General features: G+C 61.4%; 20 protein-coding genes and 3 tRNA genes. 15 read left to right on the plus strand and 8 right to left on the minus strand.

Annotated elements, in window-relative coordinates; all coding sequences use genetic code 11:
• The first annotated feature begins 145 nt into the window (after positions 1-145).
• Complete coding sequence (locus P0648_RS04085) at positions 146-514, plus strand: hypothetical protein (RefSeq protein WP_276245513.1); 369 nt, start codon at positions 146-148, stop codon at positions 512-514.
• 208 nt (positions 515-722) lie between these two features.
• Here P0648_RS04085 and P0648_RS04090 read toward each other — a convergent pair.
• Positions 723-795: transfer RNA gene (locus P0648_RS04090), tRNA-Arg, on the minus strand.
• 166 nt (positions 796-961) lie between these two features.
• On the opposite strand from P0648_RS04090, the gene P0648_RS04095 reads away from it, so the two are divergent.
• The 4 genes from P0648_RS04095 to P0648_RS04110 all read left to right on the plus strand — a co-directional run bounded on the left by P0648_RS04095 (position 962) and on the right by P0648_RS04110 (position 4498).
• Positions 962-1453, plus strand: a complete 492-nt coding sequence (locus P0648_RS04095) for a hypothetical protein (protein ID WP_276245512.1) — start codon at positions 962-964, stop codon at positions 1451-1453.
• 133 nt (positions 1454-1586) lie between these two features.
• Complete coding sequence (locus P0648_RS04100) at positions 1587-2990, plus strand: single-stranded DNA binding protein (RefSeq protein WP_276245511.1); 1404 nt, start codon at positions 1587-1589, stop codon at positions 2988-2990.
• 66 nt (positions 2991-3056) lie between these two features.
• On the plus strand, positions 3057-3488 hold the full coding sequence (locus P0648_RS04105; RefSeq protein WP_276245510.1) for a histone: 432 nt from the start codon (positions 3057-3059) through the stop codon (positions 3486-3488).
• The gene (locus P0648_RS04110; protein ID WP_277505303.1) at positions 3485-4498 is read left to right on the plus strand and encodes a histone deacetylase; all 1014 of its coding nucleotides are present in this window, start codon (positions 3485-3487) and stop codon (positions 4496-4498) included. Before P0648_RS04105 ends, P0648_RS04110 begins: the two co-directional genes overlap by 4 nt.
• Here the strand turns inward: P0648_RS04110 and cca are convergent.
• The gene (cca, locus tag P0648_RS04115) at positions 4477-5838 is read right to left on the minus strand and encodes a CCA tRNA nucleotidyltransferase (protein WP_277505304.1); all 1362 of its coding nucleotides are present in this window, start codon (positions 5836-5838) and stop codon (positions 4477-4479) included. The genes P0648_RS04110 and cca overlap by 22 nt on opposite strands.
• 99 nt (positions 5839-5937) lie before the next feature.
• On the opposite strand from cca, the gene P0648_RS04120 reads away from it, so the two are divergent.
• A tRNA-Asn gene (locus P0648_RS04120) sits at positions 5938-6010 on the plus strand.
• A gap of 207 nt (positions 6011-6217) precedes the next feature.
• Here the strand turns inward: P0648_RS04120 and P0648_RS04125 are convergent.
• Positions 6218-6637, minus strand: coding sequence for a hypothetical protein (locus P0648_RS04125; protein ID WP_277505305.1), 420 nt, complete (start codon positions 6635-6637; stop codon positions 6218-6220).
• Positions 6638-6737: 100 nt separating this feature from the next.
• Here P0648_RS04125 and P0648_RS04130 point away from each other — a divergent pair.
• Positions 6738-6812: transfer RNA gene (locus P0648_RS04130), tRNA-Ile, on the plus strand.
• Between the two features lie 814 nt (positions 6813-7626).
• Here P0648_RS04130 and P0648_RS04135 read toward each other — a convergent pair.
• Positions 7627-7983 carry a four-helix bundle copper-binding protein gene (locus tag P0648_RS04135; protein ID WP_277505306.1) on the minus strand — a complete coding sequence of 119 codons (357 nt, stop codon included), beginning with the start codon at positions 7981-7983 and terminating at the stop codon, positions 7627-7629.
• 144 nt (positions 7984-8127) lie between these two features.
• Here P0648_RS04135 and P0648_RS04140 point away from each other — a divergent pair, with 144 nt between their 5' ends.
• Positions 8128-8613, plus strand: a complete 486-nt coding sequence (locus P0648_RS04140; protein ID WP_277505307.1) for a dihydrofolate reductase — start codon at positions 8128-8130, stop codon at positions 8611-8613.
• A 6-nt stretch (positions 8614-8619) separates the two neighbouring features.
• Here the strand turns inward: P0648_RS04140 and P0648_RS04145 are convergent, their stop codons facing one another.
• On the minus strand, positions 8620-9267 hold the full coding sequence (locus P0648_RS04145) for a type 1 glutamine amidotransferase (RefSeq protein WP_277505308.1): 648 nt from the start codon (positions 9265-9267) through the stop codon (positions 8620-8622).
• 74 nt (positions 9268-9341) lie between these two features.
• On the opposite strand from P0648_RS04145, the gene P0648_RS04150 reads away from it, so the two are divergent.
• The gene (locus P0648_RS04150; RefSeq protein ID WP_276248442.1) at positions 9342-10163 is read left to right on the plus strand and encodes a molybdopterin-synthase adenylyltransferase MoeB; all 822 of its coding nucleotides are present in this window, start codon (positions 9342-9344) and stop codon (positions 10161-10163) included.
• Here P0648_RS04150 and P0648_RS04155 read toward each other — a convergent pair.
• The gene (locus P0648_RS04155; RefSeq protein WP_276245503.1) at positions 10146-10559 is read right to left on the minus strand and encodes a desampylase; all 414 of its coding nucleotides are present in this window, start codon (positions 10557-10559) and stop codon (positions 10146-10148) included. The genes P0648_RS04150 and P0648_RS04155 overlap by 18 nt on opposite strands.
• Positions 10556-11476 carry an ABC transporter substrate-binding protein gene (locus tag P0648_RS04160; RefSeq protein WP_276245502.1) on the minus strand — a complete coding sequence of 307 codons (921 nt, stop codon included), beginning with the start codon at positions 11474-11476 and terminating at the stop codon, positions 10556-10558. The genes P0648_RS04155 and P0648_RS04160 overlap by 4 nt, the downstream gene beginning before the upstream one ends.
• Between P0648_RS04160 and P0648_RS04165 the strand changes: the two genes are divergently transcribed.
• Both P0648_RS04165 and P0648_RS04170 read left to right on the plus strand, forming a co-directional pair.
• On the plus strand, positions 11469-12134 hold the full coding sequence (locus tag P0648_RS04165) for a DUF6663 family protein (RefSeq protein WP_277505309.1): 666 nt from the start codon (positions 11469-11471) through the stop codon (positions 12132-12134). The genes P0648_RS04160 and P0648_RS04165 overlap by 8 nt on opposite strands.
• A gap of 42 nt (positions 12135-12176) precedes the next feature.
• Positions 12177-12476: a hypothetical protein gene (locus tag P0648_RS04170; protein WP_276245500.1), complete on the plus strand. Its 300-nt coding sequence runs from the start codon at positions 12177-12179 to the stop codon at positions 12474-12476.
• A 41-nt stretch (positions 12477-12517) separates the two neighbouring features.
• Here the strand turns inward: P0648_RS04170 and P0648_RS04175 are convergent, their stop codons facing one another.
• Positions 12518-13450 carry a DMT family transporter gene (locus P0648_RS04175; protein ID WP_277505311.1) on the minus strand — a complete coding sequence of 311 codons (933 nt, stop codon included), beginning with the start codon at positions 13448-13450 and terminating at the stop codon, positions 12518-12520.
• 194 nt (positions 13451-13644) lie between these two features.
• On the opposite strand from P0648_RS04175, the gene P0648_RS04180 reads away from it, so the two are divergent.
• The 4 genes from P0648_RS04180 to P0648_RS04195 all read left to right on the plus strand — a co-directional run bounded on the left by P0648_RS04180 (position 13645) and on the right by P0648_RS04195 (position 15167).
• Complete coding sequence (locus P0648_RS04180) at positions 13645-14130, plus strand: Lrp/AsnC family transcriptional regulator (protein WP_276245498.1); 486 nt, start codon at positions 13645-13647, stop codon at positions 14128-14130.
• 41 nt (positions 14131-14171) lie between these two features.
• Entirely contained in the window at positions 14172-14504 is a 333-nt protein-coding gene (locus P0648_RS04185; protein ID WP_276245497.1) for a hypothetical protein, read from the plus strand.
• Positions 14505-14506: 2 nt separating this feature from the next.
• Complete coding sequence (locus tag P0648_RS04190) at positions 14507-14920, plus strand: hypothetical protein (protein WP_276245496.1); 414 nt, start codon at positions 14507-14509, stop codon at positions 14918-14920.
• A gap of 100 nt (positions 14921-15020) precedes the next feature.
• The gene (locus P0648_RS04195) at positions 15021-15167 is read left to right on the plus strand and encodes a hypothetical protein (protein ID WP_276245495.1); all 147 of its coding nucleotides are present in this window, start codon (positions 15021-15023) and stop codon (positions 15165-15167) included.
• The last annotated feature ends 7 nt before the right edge of the window (positions 15168-15174 follow it).

Consider the following 15174-nt stretch of genomic DNA (forward strand, 5'->3'; position numbering starts at 1 on the left):
CGTGTTAAAATGTTATGAATGTCCAGTAATATCCCAAAACCGTTTGACGGACAGCAACTCTCAGCGGTACTCGCAAACGAATGACATTCTTCGATTAACGATACTATACCTATGTCACGTGCGGGAGATGTCCTAGGGTCGCACCATGGCAACCCAACCATCCCGGACGCTGGCAGACGAGGGGTTTGGCTTTCGAATGGAATCGCTCACGTCGGTTCACTGGCTGCTCGCAGTGCTCGCCATCATCACGGGGGCAGTTCACGTTTATCTCTACACGCTGGACGCCATGGTTCCGTTCCTCCTCGCCGGCGTCATCTTCTTCGCCGCGGTCGTCGCGATGGCGCTCAACGTCTTTAGACGACTCCTCTACGCCATCGGGATTCTCTTCGTCGCCGGCCAAATCGTCCTCTGGATTCTCGCTGGCACGCCCCACTTTACGATTGGGGTTCTCGACAAGGTCGTGCAGGTCGCCATGCTCGTCGTCCTCGGCTATCTGCTGTACACGGGTGACTAACGTCGTCACTCGATTTTTTGTAGAAACGGTTGACACCCAATAACGAGCGAGCGCACCGCTTCGCTCGTCGTTTGGTTCTGAACGAAACGTCCTGACGGAGTCTCACACGAGTGAAACGAGTGTGAGGCACGTGAGAACGCAGTTCTCACGGAGTTCCACGCGAGCGAACGCGAGCGTGGAGCAAATCAGGTCCTTGAATGAAATGAAACGTCCTGACGGAGATTTGAACTCCGGTCCCTGGCTCCGCAAGCCAGGAGGATAGTCCACTACCCTATCAGGACTCATCTACACGTACCTCCGGCGCGGTTAAAGGGGTTACGATTCTCGCCCTCGCTTCGTCCGTCGATTTTGCGGGTGTCACTCACTCGCGCGCACCGGGTTTCGATATGTGAAATGGCTCTTTGAATCTACCCAACGTCCTTTATTACACCCGGCGACGGTATTGGTATGAATCGACGGACATTCATCACGACCGCCGCTGGCGTCGCCGTGGTAGCTGGTGCAGGCTGCGTCAGTTCCGGAAATGGAAATGGTGCGGGTGGCAGCACGACTACGACCGCGACGCCAGAGCCGAAGCCGAAGGTGACGAACAAATCGCTCTCGGTGGTCAGTGCGGGCTGTGGCAACGAAGTCAGCGAGGCGAGCGTCTCGTTCCAGCCCGACCAGTCGCAGGTGCAGGTCAGCGGGGTCATCTGGGGGCCAAACGCCTGTCACACCGGAAAACTCGAATCGGCCGAATACGACGAGAAGTCTGACACGCTCACGGTTCACGTCGTCACGGAACAGCCAGACGAGGACGCGATGTGCGCGCAGTGCATTCAGAAGATCGAGTACGAGGCGTCGGTCGGGTTCGAAAACGGTCTCCCCGAGACGGTCGTCGTGAACCACACCGTCAGTGGCGAGAAGACGGAAGTCACCAAGAAATCACAGTCGGCGTAGATTCAAGTCGGATGGCGGGACAATCCCCCGTCATGCACGCTAGATTCGGCCTGAAAAAACCGACCGACGAGAGCCGTCTATTCGACCAACGACAACGCTTAAGCGCGGCCATAACTTGGTGAATCGTACGATTATGGGCGATATCGAGGACATCTATGCGGACCTTGACGCTGACGTCTCGGAGGAGGAATTCCGCGAGGCCGTCGCCGCGAAAGTCGAGCAGATGGGGGGCCTCGCCGACGAGGAAACGGCGGCCATGCTCATCGCGCACGAACTCAAAGACGGCGAGGTTTCCGGCATCGGGGACATCAAACCCGGCCAAGAGGAGGTCAAGTTCATCGCGAAAGTGGTGAAGGTCGGCGACCTCCGCACCTTCGAGCGCGACGGCGAGGACGAGGACGGCCGCGTCATCAACGTCGAAGTCGCAGACGAAACCGGAACGATTCGCATCACCTTCTGGGACGAGCAGGCTCAAGCCGTGGCCGACGGCCAACTCGACGTCGGCACGGTCCTGCGCATCAAGGGCCGCCCGAAAGAGGGGTACAACGGTGTCGAAGTGAGCGTCGACCAGGCCGAACCCGACGAGGACGTCGAAATCGACGTCGAGGTGCTCGACACCCACACCATCGAGAAACTCTCGCTCGGCCTCTCGGACGTCAATCTCCAGGGGAAGGTCCTCGACACCGGGACGGTTCGCACCTTCTCGCGGGACGACGGCTCCGAGGGTCGCGTCGCGAACATCACGCTCGGCGACCCGACGGGACGCATCCGAGTCACGATGTGGGACGAGCAGGCGAACCGTGCCGAGGAACTCACCACAGGCACGTCAGTCGAAGTCGTAGACGGCTACGTCCGCGAGCGCGACGGCAACTTAGAACTGCACGTCGGCAACCGCGGCAAGATCGAAGAGATAGACGAGGACGTAGAATACGTCCCAGAATCGACGCCAATCGCCGACCTCGAAATCGGCATGAACGCTGACATCGGCGGCGTCGTCCGCTCTGCGGACCCAAAACGAACCTTCGACCGCGACGACGGGTCGGAGGGACAGGTCAGAAACATCCGCGTGCAGGACTCGACGGGCGATATCCGTGTCGCCCTCTGGGGTGAGAAAGCAGACTACGAAATCGCACCCGGCGACGAGGTCCACCTCGCGGACGTCGAAATCAAAGACGGCTGGCAGGAGGACATGGAAGCCTCCGCGGGCTGGCGGACGACCATCACGGTGACCCAGGACACCGACCGCGAGGTGGAGTCGGCGACACAGGACAGCCCAAGCGACACGGGACTCTCTGCGTTCGCCGAGGGGAACAAGCCGAAACCCGAGACGGGTGACGACGGCGATGCTGAATCCAGCGCGGACGGTGAGACCGTCGAATTCACCGGAACGGTCGTGCAGGCTGGCAATCCGGTCGTTCTCGACGACGGGAAAGAAACGATGAGCGTCGAAACCTCCCAGACGGTGCAGCTCGGTCAGGAGATTACGGTCCGAGGGACGCTCCGCGACGGACGGCTCGACGCGTCGGATATCTTCTAAGCGGCGCAGCGACGGCTAGCGAGTCCGACGGAAACTCTTATGGGGCAATCGGACCCCTTCTGTGGTATGAGTGTAGAGCTACCGTTCGCCCCGGTAGACACCATCATTCGGCGCAATGCCGGGTCCCTCCGCGTGAGTGCTGATGCCGCAGAAGAGCTCGCACGCCGGATTCAGGGGCACGGCGCGACGCTGGCTATCGACGCCGCAGAGCACGCGACTGCGGACGGTCGCAAGACGCTGATGGCACAGGACTTCGGGGTCGAACAACTCGTCGACAAGGATTCGCTGACGCTGCCCATCGCGCCTGTCGACCGCATCGCCCGCCTACGCATCGACGACCGATATCGCGTGGCGATGGACGCGCGAATCGCCCTCGCGGACATCCTCGAAGACTACGCCGAAAACATCGCGATGGCCGCGGCGATTCTCGCCAGGCACGCAGACCGCCGCACCATCAAAGCAGAAGACATCCAGACGTACTTCGAACTCTTTGAATGAAATTTGGCTACAGCGAGGTCTGTCTGGACCACGACACGGGGGCTCGCCATCCTGAGAGTCCAGACCGTCTCCGCGCGATTCGTCGCGGACTCACGAAGCAACACGGCGTCGATTACGTCGAGGCAGCCCCCGCGACGGAGGCCGCCGTCCGCGCCGTGCACGAAGACGAGTACGTAGACCGCGTCAAGCAGTTCTGTGCCGATGGCGGTGGTGAGTGGGACCCCGACACCATCGCTGTCGAAGCGACGTGGGGCGCCGCCCTGCAGAGTGCCGGCCTCGCGGAGTGGGCCGCGACGGCCGCCCTCAGCGGCGAAACAGGCCGCGACACGCCGTTTTCTATCGGCCGGCCGCCGGGTCATCACGCGGTCTACGACAACGCGATGGGCTTCTGTTTCGTGAACAACGCTGCCGTCGCAGCCCAGACCGCCCTCGACAGCGGCGACGCGAGTCGCGTCGCAATCTTCGATTGGGACGTCCACCACGGTAACGGCACGCAGGACATTTTCTACGAGCGTGGCGACGTCCACTACTCCTCGTTCCACGAGGCGGGCCTCTACCCCGGGACCGGCGAGGCAGAAGAAGTCGGCGAGGGGGCAGGCGAGGGAACGACGCTCAACGCCCCGCTCCCCTCGGGTAGCGGCGACGCGGAGTACGCAGACGCGTTCGACCAACTGCTCGTCCCCGCACTGGAAGCGTTCGAACCGGACCTGCTCCTCGTGAGCGCCGGCTTCGACGCGCACGAACACGACCCCATCTCGCGAATGCGCGTCTCGACGGAGGGCTACGGCGTGCTCACCGACCGCGTGCGGTCGCTCGCGGCAGACCTCGACGCCGCGCTCGGATTCGTCCTCGAAGGTGGCTACGGACTCGACACGCTCGCAGAGAGCATCGCGATGGTCCACGAAGTGTTCGACGGACGCGAACCGGTTCAGCCCGATGGCGACGCCTCAGAGCGCGCCCAAATAATCATCGACCGGACCGCGAAGGTTCACGGCTTCGGCGAGAAGTAATGCGCCAGTTGCGCTCCGAACTCACCTGCGAGGTCGGCGACGTCGGACCCAGCCAGCACCTCGTACTCCTTCTCTACCTGCCGTTGAATCGTCGCCCCGAGCGCCACGTCGAAGAGCGCCTCGCTTTCGAGGAACGCCCGCGCCGTCGTGAATTCACGGTCGCGTTCGACGACGTAGCGGTCGCCGTCGATGAACGGCCCGAAGGCGTCAGGGTCGTCCGCGTATTTCTCGTAGAAGCCCGTCGCGTGCTCGCGGACGTGGACCGGCGGTCCCTCGTGGCGCTCTATTGCTGGACGACTCGCCACTTCGAGCTCGGCGAACAGCACCGCCGTCTCCGCCGCGAACGTGGCCGTCCGGAGCACGTCGAAGCCCCGACGGTCGAGTTCGCTCGCCATGCCTTCGATGGACTTGCGCAACTGCGGGTAGAGTTGGTCCTCGACGATGTCCGGCGTCTCGAAACGGACCGCGATGGGAATCGTTCCCCGGCGGTCGATTGCCATTCGGACCTGGTCTGTGTTGAGGGGGTCCGGGGTGGCGGGGATGAACATGGTTTCGCTCGGCGCGACGAGGAACGCTCGGGCGTGGTGTTGCAACCGGGCGACGTTCGCGGGCGAGACGGCCGCGGCGACGTTCCGACGTGGGTCGGTTGGGTCGATGACGACGAGCGGGTCGGTGAAACTGCGCTGGCCGTGGTTCTCCGGGTCGAACTTTACTGGCGGCTTCCAATCGGCCGCGGCTTCGAGAAACGCGAGAAGGCTACCGTACTCGAGAATCAGGAGTTCGGTGAGATAGCCGGAAAAACCCTCCGTCCGGAGGTCTGACCCGTAGCTCCCGATTCCCTTCAGGAACTGTTTCGCGAGGCGCACTTCTCCGGCGAGGTCGTCGGTGAGGTGGTCGTCTAGATACTCGGTGTGAAACGGCGTCCGGTCTACTGCGGACTTGATATCGGCGGCCGTTGGCACGGCATAGCAGGGCACGAGGTCCACGCTGAAGCCGTCGTAGTCGCCTTTGGTGTAGGGATGTTCTGCGTACTCTTTTTGCCCGTCGGGGAGGACGGTAGCGCCAATTTGCAGGCCAAACCGTTCGAGGTCCTCTCGCGCAAGTGATTCTGGAAACCGCACGAATACGTCGATGTCGCGGTCCCCGCTGATCCACGTCCCGCGTGCGGTGCTCCCGACGAGGATGGTGTCGGCCTCGACGCCGAGGTCGGCGATGGCCTCTCCTGTGCGCTCGAGGAGCGCCGCTGCCGCCTCGGTGAGTCGGGCTTGCTCGTCAGCGTCGGGCTCGACCCACGCCCGGACGCTCTCGAAGACCCGCTCGTACTCGTCTCGCTCAGTCATTGAAACTGCTTGCCCGCGCGGTAGTGAAAGCGTGTCGATGCGAGGGAAAAAACGAAAGTCATATCATGCAACTCCCTCTACCAGAAAGTGCAGTAATGGGCCGTCGTAGCTCAGATGGTAGAGCACCTCGCTGTTAACGAGGTGGTCCCAGGTTCGAGCCCTGGCGACGGCGCTTCTTCCACTCTCAACCCGTGAGGAGCTCCTGCTCCGAACACATTCTGAGAGTGGTATCAGCGAAACTCGACAGGCTGGAATAACGAGCGAACGCAGTGAGCGAGTGGATTCGAGCCCTGACGACGGCGCTTCTTCCAATCATCACCCCTCACGAGGAGTCTCGTCTCCGAACGACGCGAATCAGTGCCGGTAGCCGAAAGTGCCGTTATTCAAGGAGTCGATTGAACGCATCGACCGTCTCTTCGAAGGCGTTCACGTCCATGGCATCCGTCGTCAGGAGCACGCCGTGGTTGCCGCGGACGACGCGGACGACGAACCCCTCTTCGTGGAATCGGACGGTGAATTCGTAGGGGCCGATGCTCGACGGGGCACTCGTTTCCGTGAGAACGGTTCTGAGTGGCGCTTCAGCAAATCCCATCATCTCCAAATCGACGAGTCGCGACTTGGCGTCGCGCACCTCTGCACCCGACTCGTAGAGGTCGGTGCGGGTGTACAGCACGTCGAACTGTGAGGGCGTGAAGTACACCACGCTGCGCAACGTGTCACCGAGACTGGTTCGGGCTGCACTTACGATGCTCTCTGCCAGTTCGTGGTCGATGCCGGTGCCGAAGTCCCCTCGTTCCATGGTGGTGGGGTAAGAGGGGTCGGATTGTATCAACCATATCGGTGGCGGGGATTCGGCAAGCGATAGGCTAAATACGAAGACGAGAAAAGGAGCCAACAGAGGGCCCTTAGCTTAGTCTGGTTAAAGCGCCCGGCTCATAACCGGGTGAGCGCTGGTTCAAATCCTGCAGGGCCCATTTTTCATCTGCGAACTCCGTGAACGCTAAATGTAGATCCACTATCCCGCCCAACTGTATTCGAATTCAAAAGTAAAACTAATTGCAAACTCTACGGTCGTATTTTCTATTTGCAATTACAGATACATCCCATTGCCCACTTGTAAACACCGCCTCATTTTCGAATTTGAAGTAGTAAGTCCCTGCTTCGTACGCTGTAAATCGCCGATACAATTTAGAATTGGGGTCCGATTTCATTATCTGGTTCCCTCTTGGGTTCAAAATCTCGACTGCAGGCCGCGCTCCATCAATTTTTAGTGCGCTTATTGTCACAACATCTCCTTCTTGGAGGTTTAGCTTCCAGGTCCACACATTCCCGGCACTAACTGAACCCAAATGGTTTACTAATTCAATCTCTCTCCATTCACTTTCAGTTCGACAAACGGTGGTTCGAACATCACGAGAACTTGGAGCGCCCCGACTGCTGGCTGAAGTAGATGATGTGCATCCTGCGAGTGATAATGTGGTGCCTATTGTGCATGCCGCAAGTGCGGTTCGACAAAAATCTCTTCTCCCCAATCTGTTGCCCATCGTGAATTACTACAACTTTGCCATATATAAATACAGTTGGAAATTTGATATCTTCTAACACGGACTCTATTTGACAATAGAATCGGGCAAGTGAATTCTGACTACATCAGCGTTCTAAAACTGACTGTAAACGGCAACACAATTCGAATGTCTGAACCAAGTTGCCAATAACTGTGCTTGGTATCAACCCCCGATAGTTGTTCACAGATAAAAATTGATTGGCAAACGGAAACTGGCGGTTTCCTTACGCCGACGCCATCTGCCGACACGTCTTGGCACATTCGGGCAGCACTTCGGCACACAGCTGGCAGTGGTCGTGGTCGTGCTGTTCGCACTCTTCGGCGCAGGCTTCACAGAGGTCGGCGCAGATGCTCGCGAGGTCGTTGCTGTAGTCCGAATCGCGTGCCATGAATCGGGCGTGGAGCGAGGCAATATCCGCCACGTCACGGCAGAGGCGGATGCACTCGCCCATGCCGTCCTCGTCGGCGCAGGCGTCGGCACACCACTCGCACACCTCCGCAGCGCGGGTGCAGTTCTCGATGCATTCTTGCTGCTCGTCGCTCAGGTGACTGATTTCGGAGACGGTGTCTGCCAGTGACATAGCGTGTCTAGATACGACGGCTTCCCTTTCCTCAATTGTGGCTCAGAATGTTACGGTCCGTCGGGGCTGAATTTCGGAATCTAAACCGTGGCGTCTCACCTTCCCGGTGAATACGCTTTTTTCCCGCGCCGCCGCAGATTACGTATGGAACTCGTTTCGGTCGCCGCCATCTCAGATAACCTCGTCATCGGGAAGGACGGGAAAATTCCGTGGGAGAGCATTCCCGAGGACAAAAGACAGTATCGCGCCCGCATCGCAGATCATCCCATCATCCTCGGACGGAAGACGTTCGAGTCGATGCTTGATGACTTGCCCGGTACCGCACAAATCGTCCTCAGTCGGAGCGAGACGGCGTTCGAACCTGAAACTGCCCACCACGCCGCCGACTTGGAGGAGGCGCTCGACATCGCAGAATCGCTCGGCGACGACACGGTGTACGTCATCGGTGGCGGGAAAATCTACGAACTGTTCCAGCCGCACCTCGATCGGATGGTTCTCAGCCGCGTTCCCGGCGAGTACGAGGGCGACGCCTACTACCCGGAGTGGGACGAGGGCGACTGGGAACTCGAATCCGAGACTGAGTACGACCGCTTTACGCTGCAAGAGTGGGTTCGGAAGGACATCGAGTGACCGGACTCAGGCGTCTATTTTTCGTGCCATCGAACAGAAGTTCGCGAGCAGTTTGACCGCGTTCACGTCGTCGAACGACCGCTCGGTGTCAGTCCAGCCGAAGTCTTCGCGGACCGCGTCCAGGAGTTCCGCAGTGAACTCGGGGTGGAACTGCACGGTCCAGACGGGAGCCTCGCGGTGGCGGGTGGCGAAGTTCTGGTAGTAGTCGGCGGCAGCGAGTACGTCCATTCCGTCACCGCGCTCGACGACGAAGTCGCCGTGGACGGCCGGAATCACGTCGTTTACGCCCTCGAACAGCGGGTCGTCTCCGAGGTCGACGGTTTCGAGTTTCGCGTGTGTCCCGCGGTGTTCGACCCGGCCGCCGAGCGCCTCGTTGATGAGTTGGTGGCCGAAGCAGACGCCGAGCGTCGGGACGCGCGCTTCGACCAAGGCCAAGATGAACGCCTTCTCGTCGTCCATCCACGGATGGTCGTCTGCCTCGTACACGCCGGCGGTGCTGCCGCCGATGACGACTGCTTCGACGCCGTCGAGCGAGGGCCGTCCGCCCTGGGCCGGGTAGTCGTAGACGGTCACCTCGCCGGGCAGGTGCGAAACGAGTGCCTCGCCGAAGTAGCGATAGCGCGGGTCCACCTCGTTTTCGAGGACGAGAATCATTGCTCGGGGGTAGGGATGGGGGCGTGATAAGCCTCACCCGGGCGTTTATCCTCCACCACCGCCAATCTGAAGCCATGGGCTTGGACCTCGACGCGACACAACTCGACCGCTACTCCCGGCACATCATCATGGACGAAGTCGGCCCCGAGGGCCAGAAGCGCCTGCTCGACGCCCACGTTCTCGTCGTTGGTGCCGGTGGTCTCGGCGCACCGATTATCCAGTATCTCGCTGCCGCGGGCGTGGGCACCCTCGGCATCGCCGACGACGACGTGGTCGAACGGAGCAACCTCCAGCGCCAGGTCATCCACGCCGACGCGAACATCGGCGACCCGAAAGTCGAGAGCGCCGCGGAGTACGTGGCCCGACTCAATCCCGACATCACCGTCGAAACCCACGAACTGCGCGTCACCCCCGACAACGTAGAGGACCTCATCGCGGACTACGACTTCGTGGTCGATGGCTCCGACAACTTCCAGACGCGCTACCTCGTGAACGACGCCTGCACCCTCGCCGGCACGCCCTTCTCGCACGGTGCGATTTACCGCTTCGAGGGGCAGGTCACGACCTTTTCGGGCGACGAGGATTCGCCGTGTTATCGGTGTGTCTTCCCCGAAGCGCCCCCGGCCGGAACCGTCCCCGACTGCGCGACGACGGGTGTCCTCGGCGTCCTCCCCGGGACCGTTGGCTGCATTCAGGCCACGGAGACGGTGAAACACCTGATGGGCAAAGGCGAGACGCTTACCGGTCGCCTGCTGTTCTACGACGCGATGGACATGACCTTCGAGGAGGTCACCATCCAGAAGAATCCCGAGTGCCCGGTCTGCGGGGAGGACCCGGCCATCGAGTCCGTCCACGACGTGGAGTATGCGGAAACCTGTTCAATCACCGCCGACTGAGACGACTTCCTGTTCGAACCGGTCGCCGGTCCACTTCCACGACCCGACGAAGGGGCGGCCCGCGAGTGCGACGATAACGTACGAGTAGCCAGGCCACGTCGCCTGAGCCTCGTCGGTGGCGCTCGGCCCCGTCGGCCCGTCGGGATGTGAGTGATAGAAGCCAACCACTGACGCGCCGCGCTCCTCGATTTCCTCCATCACGTCGAGCTGTGCCTCCGGGTCGAGGGTATAGCGCGTCCGTGGCTGTTCAGCCACGTTTTCGACCGGGTGGGCGGCCTGCACCTGTGCTGTGTCTCCTTCGCGCCCGCCTTCGAGGATGCCACAGATCTCTTCGGGTGCGCCCGCCATCGCGTGGTCCACGAGTGCGTCGTACGCTTCCTGCGTGAATCGAATCATCGTGGGGGGATGGTTCGGGAGATTGTGGCCGCGACGGTGGGGTCTGGATTGCCGAACTCCTCGGGATGAATCAGTCGTGCGAGATGTTCGAGCGTGTCCACGAGTCGCGGGCCGGGGCGGTTCACGAGATGGTGACCCTCCATCGCGTAGGCCCGGTTCGTCCGGACCGCGGTGAGGTCGTCCCACCCCGGGTTCTCGCGAAGTTGCGTGGCGTCGTCGCTGGCGTCGGCCAGTTCGAATCCACAGGGAGCCGCGACGAGCACGTCCGGGTCGCACTCCCGAATCGTCGCCCACTCGCGGGGTCTGGACTCCGCGCCCACGTCGGCGAGTGGGTAGGTTCCCCCAGCCAATTCCACGAGTTCGGGAATCCAGTGACCGGCGACCATCACCGGGTCGAGCCAGTCGAGGACGGCGACTGTGGGTGATTCAGAGGCTGCGCTCGCCCGCGATTCGACCTCGCCGACCCGCGCTTGCAGTGTAGAAACGACCTCCTCGGCCGCCTCCTCTCGGCCCGTCACCGCGCCCACCTTCCGCAGGTCGCGATACAGGTCTGCGAGCGAGTGAACGTCCGTCGTCACGACTTCGGCGTCCAGGCCGAGGTCGCGGACGGCCGTCTCGACGAGCGCAGAATCGACCGCGCACACGTCACAGACGCCCTGCGTGACGACGACGTCCGGGTCGAGCGTCCGCAGCTTCTCGCGGTCGAGCGCGTAGATGCTGCCGTGTTCGGCCATCGCGGCCTGCACCTGGGCGTCGATTTCGGCGCTCGTGGCCGAGGCGTCGATGCGCGATTCGACCACGGACGGCAGGTCAGCGGCGGCGGGCGGGTAGTCACACTCGTGGCTGACGCCCACGGGTGTGACGCCGAGGGCGTAGAGCAACTCGGTGGCAGCGGGCAGGAGCGAGACGATGCGCATGGGCGTCGGTTGGGGGTCGGCGCTTGTAAGTCATCCCCGAGACGGGCGGTTCAAGAGGCTCCCCGGCCTACCGCCGGGCATGCAGGTGACGACCCACGGGACGTTTCGCGTTCTCGAGAGCACGCGTGAGGAGAACGAACTCCTCCTGCTCGACGTCGAATCGTACGACCCGACGTACGTGGCAGTCGGCGAGTCGGTCGCCGACCTCGAACCGGGCTACACCATCGACGCGACAGTCGAGTGGGAGGAGGGCACGCCGCGGGTCACGACGCTCTCGGTGCGTACGGAGACGCTGTTCGAGTTCGTAGACGGCGCGACGAACATCTTCGAGGCCGCCCAGGACACCTGGCAGGAGGGTGAGTCGATGGGTGAGGGGATGAACTCCACCGTCACCTACAGTACCGACAACGAGCCAAACGGCGTCGTCTACACCTTCGTGAAACAGGCGGGTGAACGCGACCTGTTCTCTGAATTCCGCGACGGCATCACCCCGCTCGAACCGCTCGTCGAACGGGTCGGCGAGCACGTCGCGCCGCCCTACGAGGTGTTCGTTCTCAATCCGGAGGTCGAACCGTTCGTCGTGGTCTACATCTGTCTGGAGAAGGGCGGCATGCTCGCGGACACGGTTCGGGACACCTACGACTGCCCGCGGCGGTAGCGGATTTTATACCACAGGCCCACATACGAGACGCCAATAGCTATGCAAGATTCATCCGACCGCAAGTCACTGGAAAATCTTCGACTCCGTCTTCGCATCCTCTCTGGCGCTCACAAACTCGAAGCAATCGAGTACGAAGACGAGTGGAGCGCAGAGCAGAAAGGCGAGTCACTCGGCAAGTCGGTCGCCTACGGCAAGGCCGCAGATTTCGTCGCGGAAATTCTCTCGGGCGACTACGAATCTCAGGATGTAAACGACCTCATCACCGACCTGCCAGAGGAGTGGAGTCTGAACCTGCTTCGCTACGCTGCGTACTCGGAGCGCGGCGAAGAAGAAGCGTAGCGGGCGACTGTTTTTCGAACGATTCACGCAGGGAGCGCCGGTTAGAACCGGTGGGTGGTTCGGCGCGCTCTGGCCGACGCCGTGTGGAGCGCCGCCTGCAGGGTCTCGTACTTGATGAGCGCGAATCCGACGAAGATGGCGACGAAGCCAGCGAGCGTCGGTGCGCTGATGACGTGACCGAGCAGGAGGAAGCTCATCGTGGAGGCGACGACCGGTTCGAGGTAGCCGATGAGGTTGATCTCGATTGGGCCGAGGATGTCGAGCAACTCGAAGTAGAGCAGGAACGCGACGACTCCCGAGATGAGCGTCAGGTACGTGAGCGACGTGACGGCGGGAAGGGTCCACTCGATAGCGGCGAACGACTCACCGCGAGCGACGCTGACGACGTGAAGCAGACCGGACCCGAGGAGCATCGCCCAGCCCTGCAGGGTGGGGAGCGGGAGGTCAGAGCGAATCGGCCGGGTGAGCACCGATCCGAGGGCGAAACTCGCCGTGCCGAGGAAGATGAGGACGATGCCGAGCATACTCGCAGAGAGCAGGTTAGACGGGTCGGGATTGGCGATGACGACCACGCCGACGAGACCGGCCAGCAGGCCGGCGATTCCAAGCGGGTGAAGCGACTGGTCTGGGAGCAACGTGCTCGCGAAGACGGCGGTCAACACCGGTGAGAGGCTGATGATGACAGCGGCAATCGCGCCGGGGACGTGCTGTGCGCCGAGATAGAGCAGGCCGTGATACGCGCCGATGATGGTCACGCCCGTGATGGCGACGAGCAGAAACTCGTCTTTCGCGCGCGGAAGCCACCGGTCTGTGGTCAGGGCCGCGTAGCCGAGGATAATCAGCCCGGCGACGTCGTAGCGCAGGGCGGCGAACAGGAGTGGTGGGAATGCGTGCAGGCCCACCTCGATGGCGACGAAGGAGGTGCCCCAGAACGTCGCGAGGAGGGCGAACATAGCGAGGAGCCGTTTGTTCATGTGCCTAGTCGAAATAGACGCAGACATTTAAACTCTACTACAAACAATCCATTATGGTTTGTAGAAATCTACGATAATCGGGCTAAAATTCGATTTTGACGGGTAATTAATCCTTATAGATTGAGTGCTGGGTGTCCGCATGGCTCGTCGCTGAGAGGATAGATTCAACCGCCTCGGTGGCGTGGGTTGGGCCAATGGACGAGCGCGACATCACGCTGCTCAAGGCAATCGTGGACCTGGAAACCGGGAGTCCAGAGAAACTCCACGAGGAGACGGAGATTCCGGTCTCGACGATTCACTACCGACTGAACAAACTCAAAGAGCGAGGCGTCATCACCAACGACCTCTACGACCTCGACTTAGAGGAACTCGGCCTCGGCGTCACCGTCATCGTGGAGGTGCTCACCGACTACCACGGCCCCCACCAGGACGTAGAGGAGAAACTGCTCGCCATCGAGGGCGTGACCAAGGCGTACTTCACGATGGGCGAGACAGACTTCATCGTCATCGCCCAGCTTTCTGACGCGGACAAGGTAGAACGCCTCATCACTGACTTCGAATCGCTGGAGGAGGTAGAGCGCACCAACTCGACGTTCGTCATCTCGACGCTGCGCGACAGCAACCGGGCACTCGACAGCTACAGCCTCGAAACCCTCCTCGACGAACTCGCAGAAGAGTGACGATGGTGGCCATTATGTGCCTGCCGCCCCTCTCGTGAGCCATGAGCGAGTCGCTCGAAGAGACGCTCGAAATGCACCTGATGAGCTTCGGCGTCTACGTGACCGACGCGACGGTAACCCAGGAGACGCTCGAACTCGAATACGAGACGGTTGCTCCGGGCACGGGCGTTCCACAACAGAGCGTCGGACAGGTCGTGACGGTTTACCGCGAACAGGCAGCCCGCCCACGCAGAATCGAGGCCCGCGTCACCGACACGGAGGGAACGTTGCGCGGCACCTGGCACATGGAAAAGGGCTGGCTCGAAGCCCTGGACGCGGAGGACATCACTGAGGTTGGGTTCTCCACCTACGTCCTCAACACCATCTCGGAGTGACGATGGATACAGCGGGGATTCAGCGCGCGCTCGTAGCCGAGTACAGCGAGACGATTCGCGAGACACTTCGGTGTGCAGACGCTGTGAGCGAGGCGTGGCCGGACGAGTCAGTGCGCGACCGCGAGCACCTTGTCGAACCGTTTCGCGCCCTCCTCACGGACCGGGGCGTGCTCTCGACCTACCCCGCGATGCTCGCGACGGCGGTCGAGGCCGGCGGCGAGACGATGCAGGCACAACCGGTCGCCGCCCCGCCCTACGTCGTCGTGACGAGTACAGGGCCACTACTGCGTGCAACCCTACCTGCTGGCCGCCTCGTCATCCGCATCGAGGCCTTCGACGTGGTGGGCAGCGGGCCGCCGACGTACAGGCGGGCGAAATCGTCGCCGGACGCCGCACTGTCCGTCGATTATAGATAACTGTTGTGACTGTTCAACAACTCGATTTGTCAGAACTAACGACTGCATAATTATGGTGGATTAGTTGTAATACGTGACTAACGGCCAGGGGAGAATATCAGTGTTAGATAGAGTAAAAACCGTATTTGCCGTCGACGACGACCCAGTCGTCTACGAGTGCCGAGAGTGTGGAACGACCGTCGAGTCCGCATTCAGTGAGTGTCCGTACTGCGGCGAAGCCGACATCGCCCGGCTCGAAATCGAGTGAACCAACC

Source organism: Haladaptatus sp. DYSN1 (genome assembly GCF_029489995.1).
In the GTDB taxonomy this organism is placed as follows: domain Archaea; phylum Halobacteriota; class Halobacteria; order Halobacteriales; family Halococcaceae; genus QDMS2.

Bases quoted from the DNA above. Each gene is read 5' to 3' on its own strand.
- P0648_RS04085 (WP_276245513.1), top strand. From the start codon at position 146: ATGGCAACCCAACCATCCCGGACGCTGGCAGACGAGGGGTTTGGCTTT.
- P0648_RS04095 (WP_276245512.1), top strand. From the start codon at position 962: ATGAATCGACGGACATTCATCACGACCGCCGCTGGCGTCGCCGTGGTA.
- P0648_RS04100 (WP_276245511.1), top strand. From the start codon at position 1,587: ATGGGCGATATCGAGGACATCTATGCGGACCTTGACGCTGACGTCTCG.
- P0648_RS04105 (WP_276245510.1), top strand. From the start codon at position 3,057: ATGAGTGTAGAGCTACCGTTCGCCCCGGTAGACACCATCATTCGGCGC.
- P0648_RS04110 (WP_277505303.1), top strand. From the start codon at position 3,485: ATGAAATTTGGCTACAGCGAGGTCTGTCTGGACCACGACACGGGGGCT.
- cca (WP_277505304.1), bottom strand. From the start codon at position 5,838: ATGACTGAGCGAGACGAGTACGAGCGGGTCTTCGAGAGCGTCCGGGCG.
- P0648_RS04125 (WP_277505305.1), bottom strand. From the start codon at position 6,637: ATGGAACGAGGGGACTTCGGCACCGGCATCGACCACGAACTGGCAGAG.
- P0648_RS04135 (WP_277505306.1), bottom strand. From the start codon at position 7,983: ATGTCACTGGCAGACACCGTCTCCGAAATCAGTCACCTGAGCGACGAG.
- P0648_RS04140 (WP_277505307.1), top strand. From the start codon at position 8,128: ATGGAACTCGTTTCGGTCGCCGCCATCTCAGATAACCTCGTCATCGGG.
- P0648_RS04145 (WP_277505308.1), bottom strand. From the start codon at position 9,267: ATGATTCTCGTCCTCGAAAACGAGGTGGACCCGCGCTATCGCTACTTC.
- P0648_RS04150 (WP_276248442.1), top strand. From the start codon at position 9,342: ATGGGCTTGGACCTCGACGCGACACAACTCGACCGCTACTCCCGGCAC.
- P0648_RS04155 (WP_276245503.1), bottom strand. From the start codon at position 10,559: ATGATTCGATTCACGCAGGAAGCGTACGACGCACTCGTGGACCACGCG.
- P0648_RS04165 (WP_277505309.1), top strand. From the start codon at position 11,469: ATGCGCATGGGCGTCGGTTGGGGGTCGGCGCTTGTAAGTCATCCCCGA.
- P0648_RS04160 (WP_276245502.1), bottom strand. From the start codon at position 11,476: ATGCGCATCGTCTCGCTCCTGCCCGCTGCCACCGAGTTGCTCTACGCC.
- P0648_RS04170 (WP_276245500.1), top strand. From the start codon at position 12,177: ATGCAAGATTCATCCGACCGCAAGTCACTGGAAAATCTTCGACTCCGT.
- P0648_RS04175 (WP_277505311.1), bottom strand. From the start codon at position 13,450: ATGAACAAACGGCTCCTCGCTATGTTCGCCCTCCTCGCGACGTTCTGG.
- P0648_RS04180 (WP_276245498.1), top strand. From the start codon at position 13,645: ATGGACGAGCGCGACATCACGCTGCTCAAGGCAATCGTGGACCTGGAA.
- P0648_RS04185 (WP_276245497.1), top strand. From the start codon at position 14,172: ATGAGCGAGTCGCTCGAAGAGACGCTCGAAATGCACCTGATGAGCTTC.
- P0648_RS04190 (WP_276245496.1), top strand. From the start codon at position 14,507: ATGGATACAGCGGGGATTCAGCGCGCGCTCGTAGCCGAGTACAGCGAG.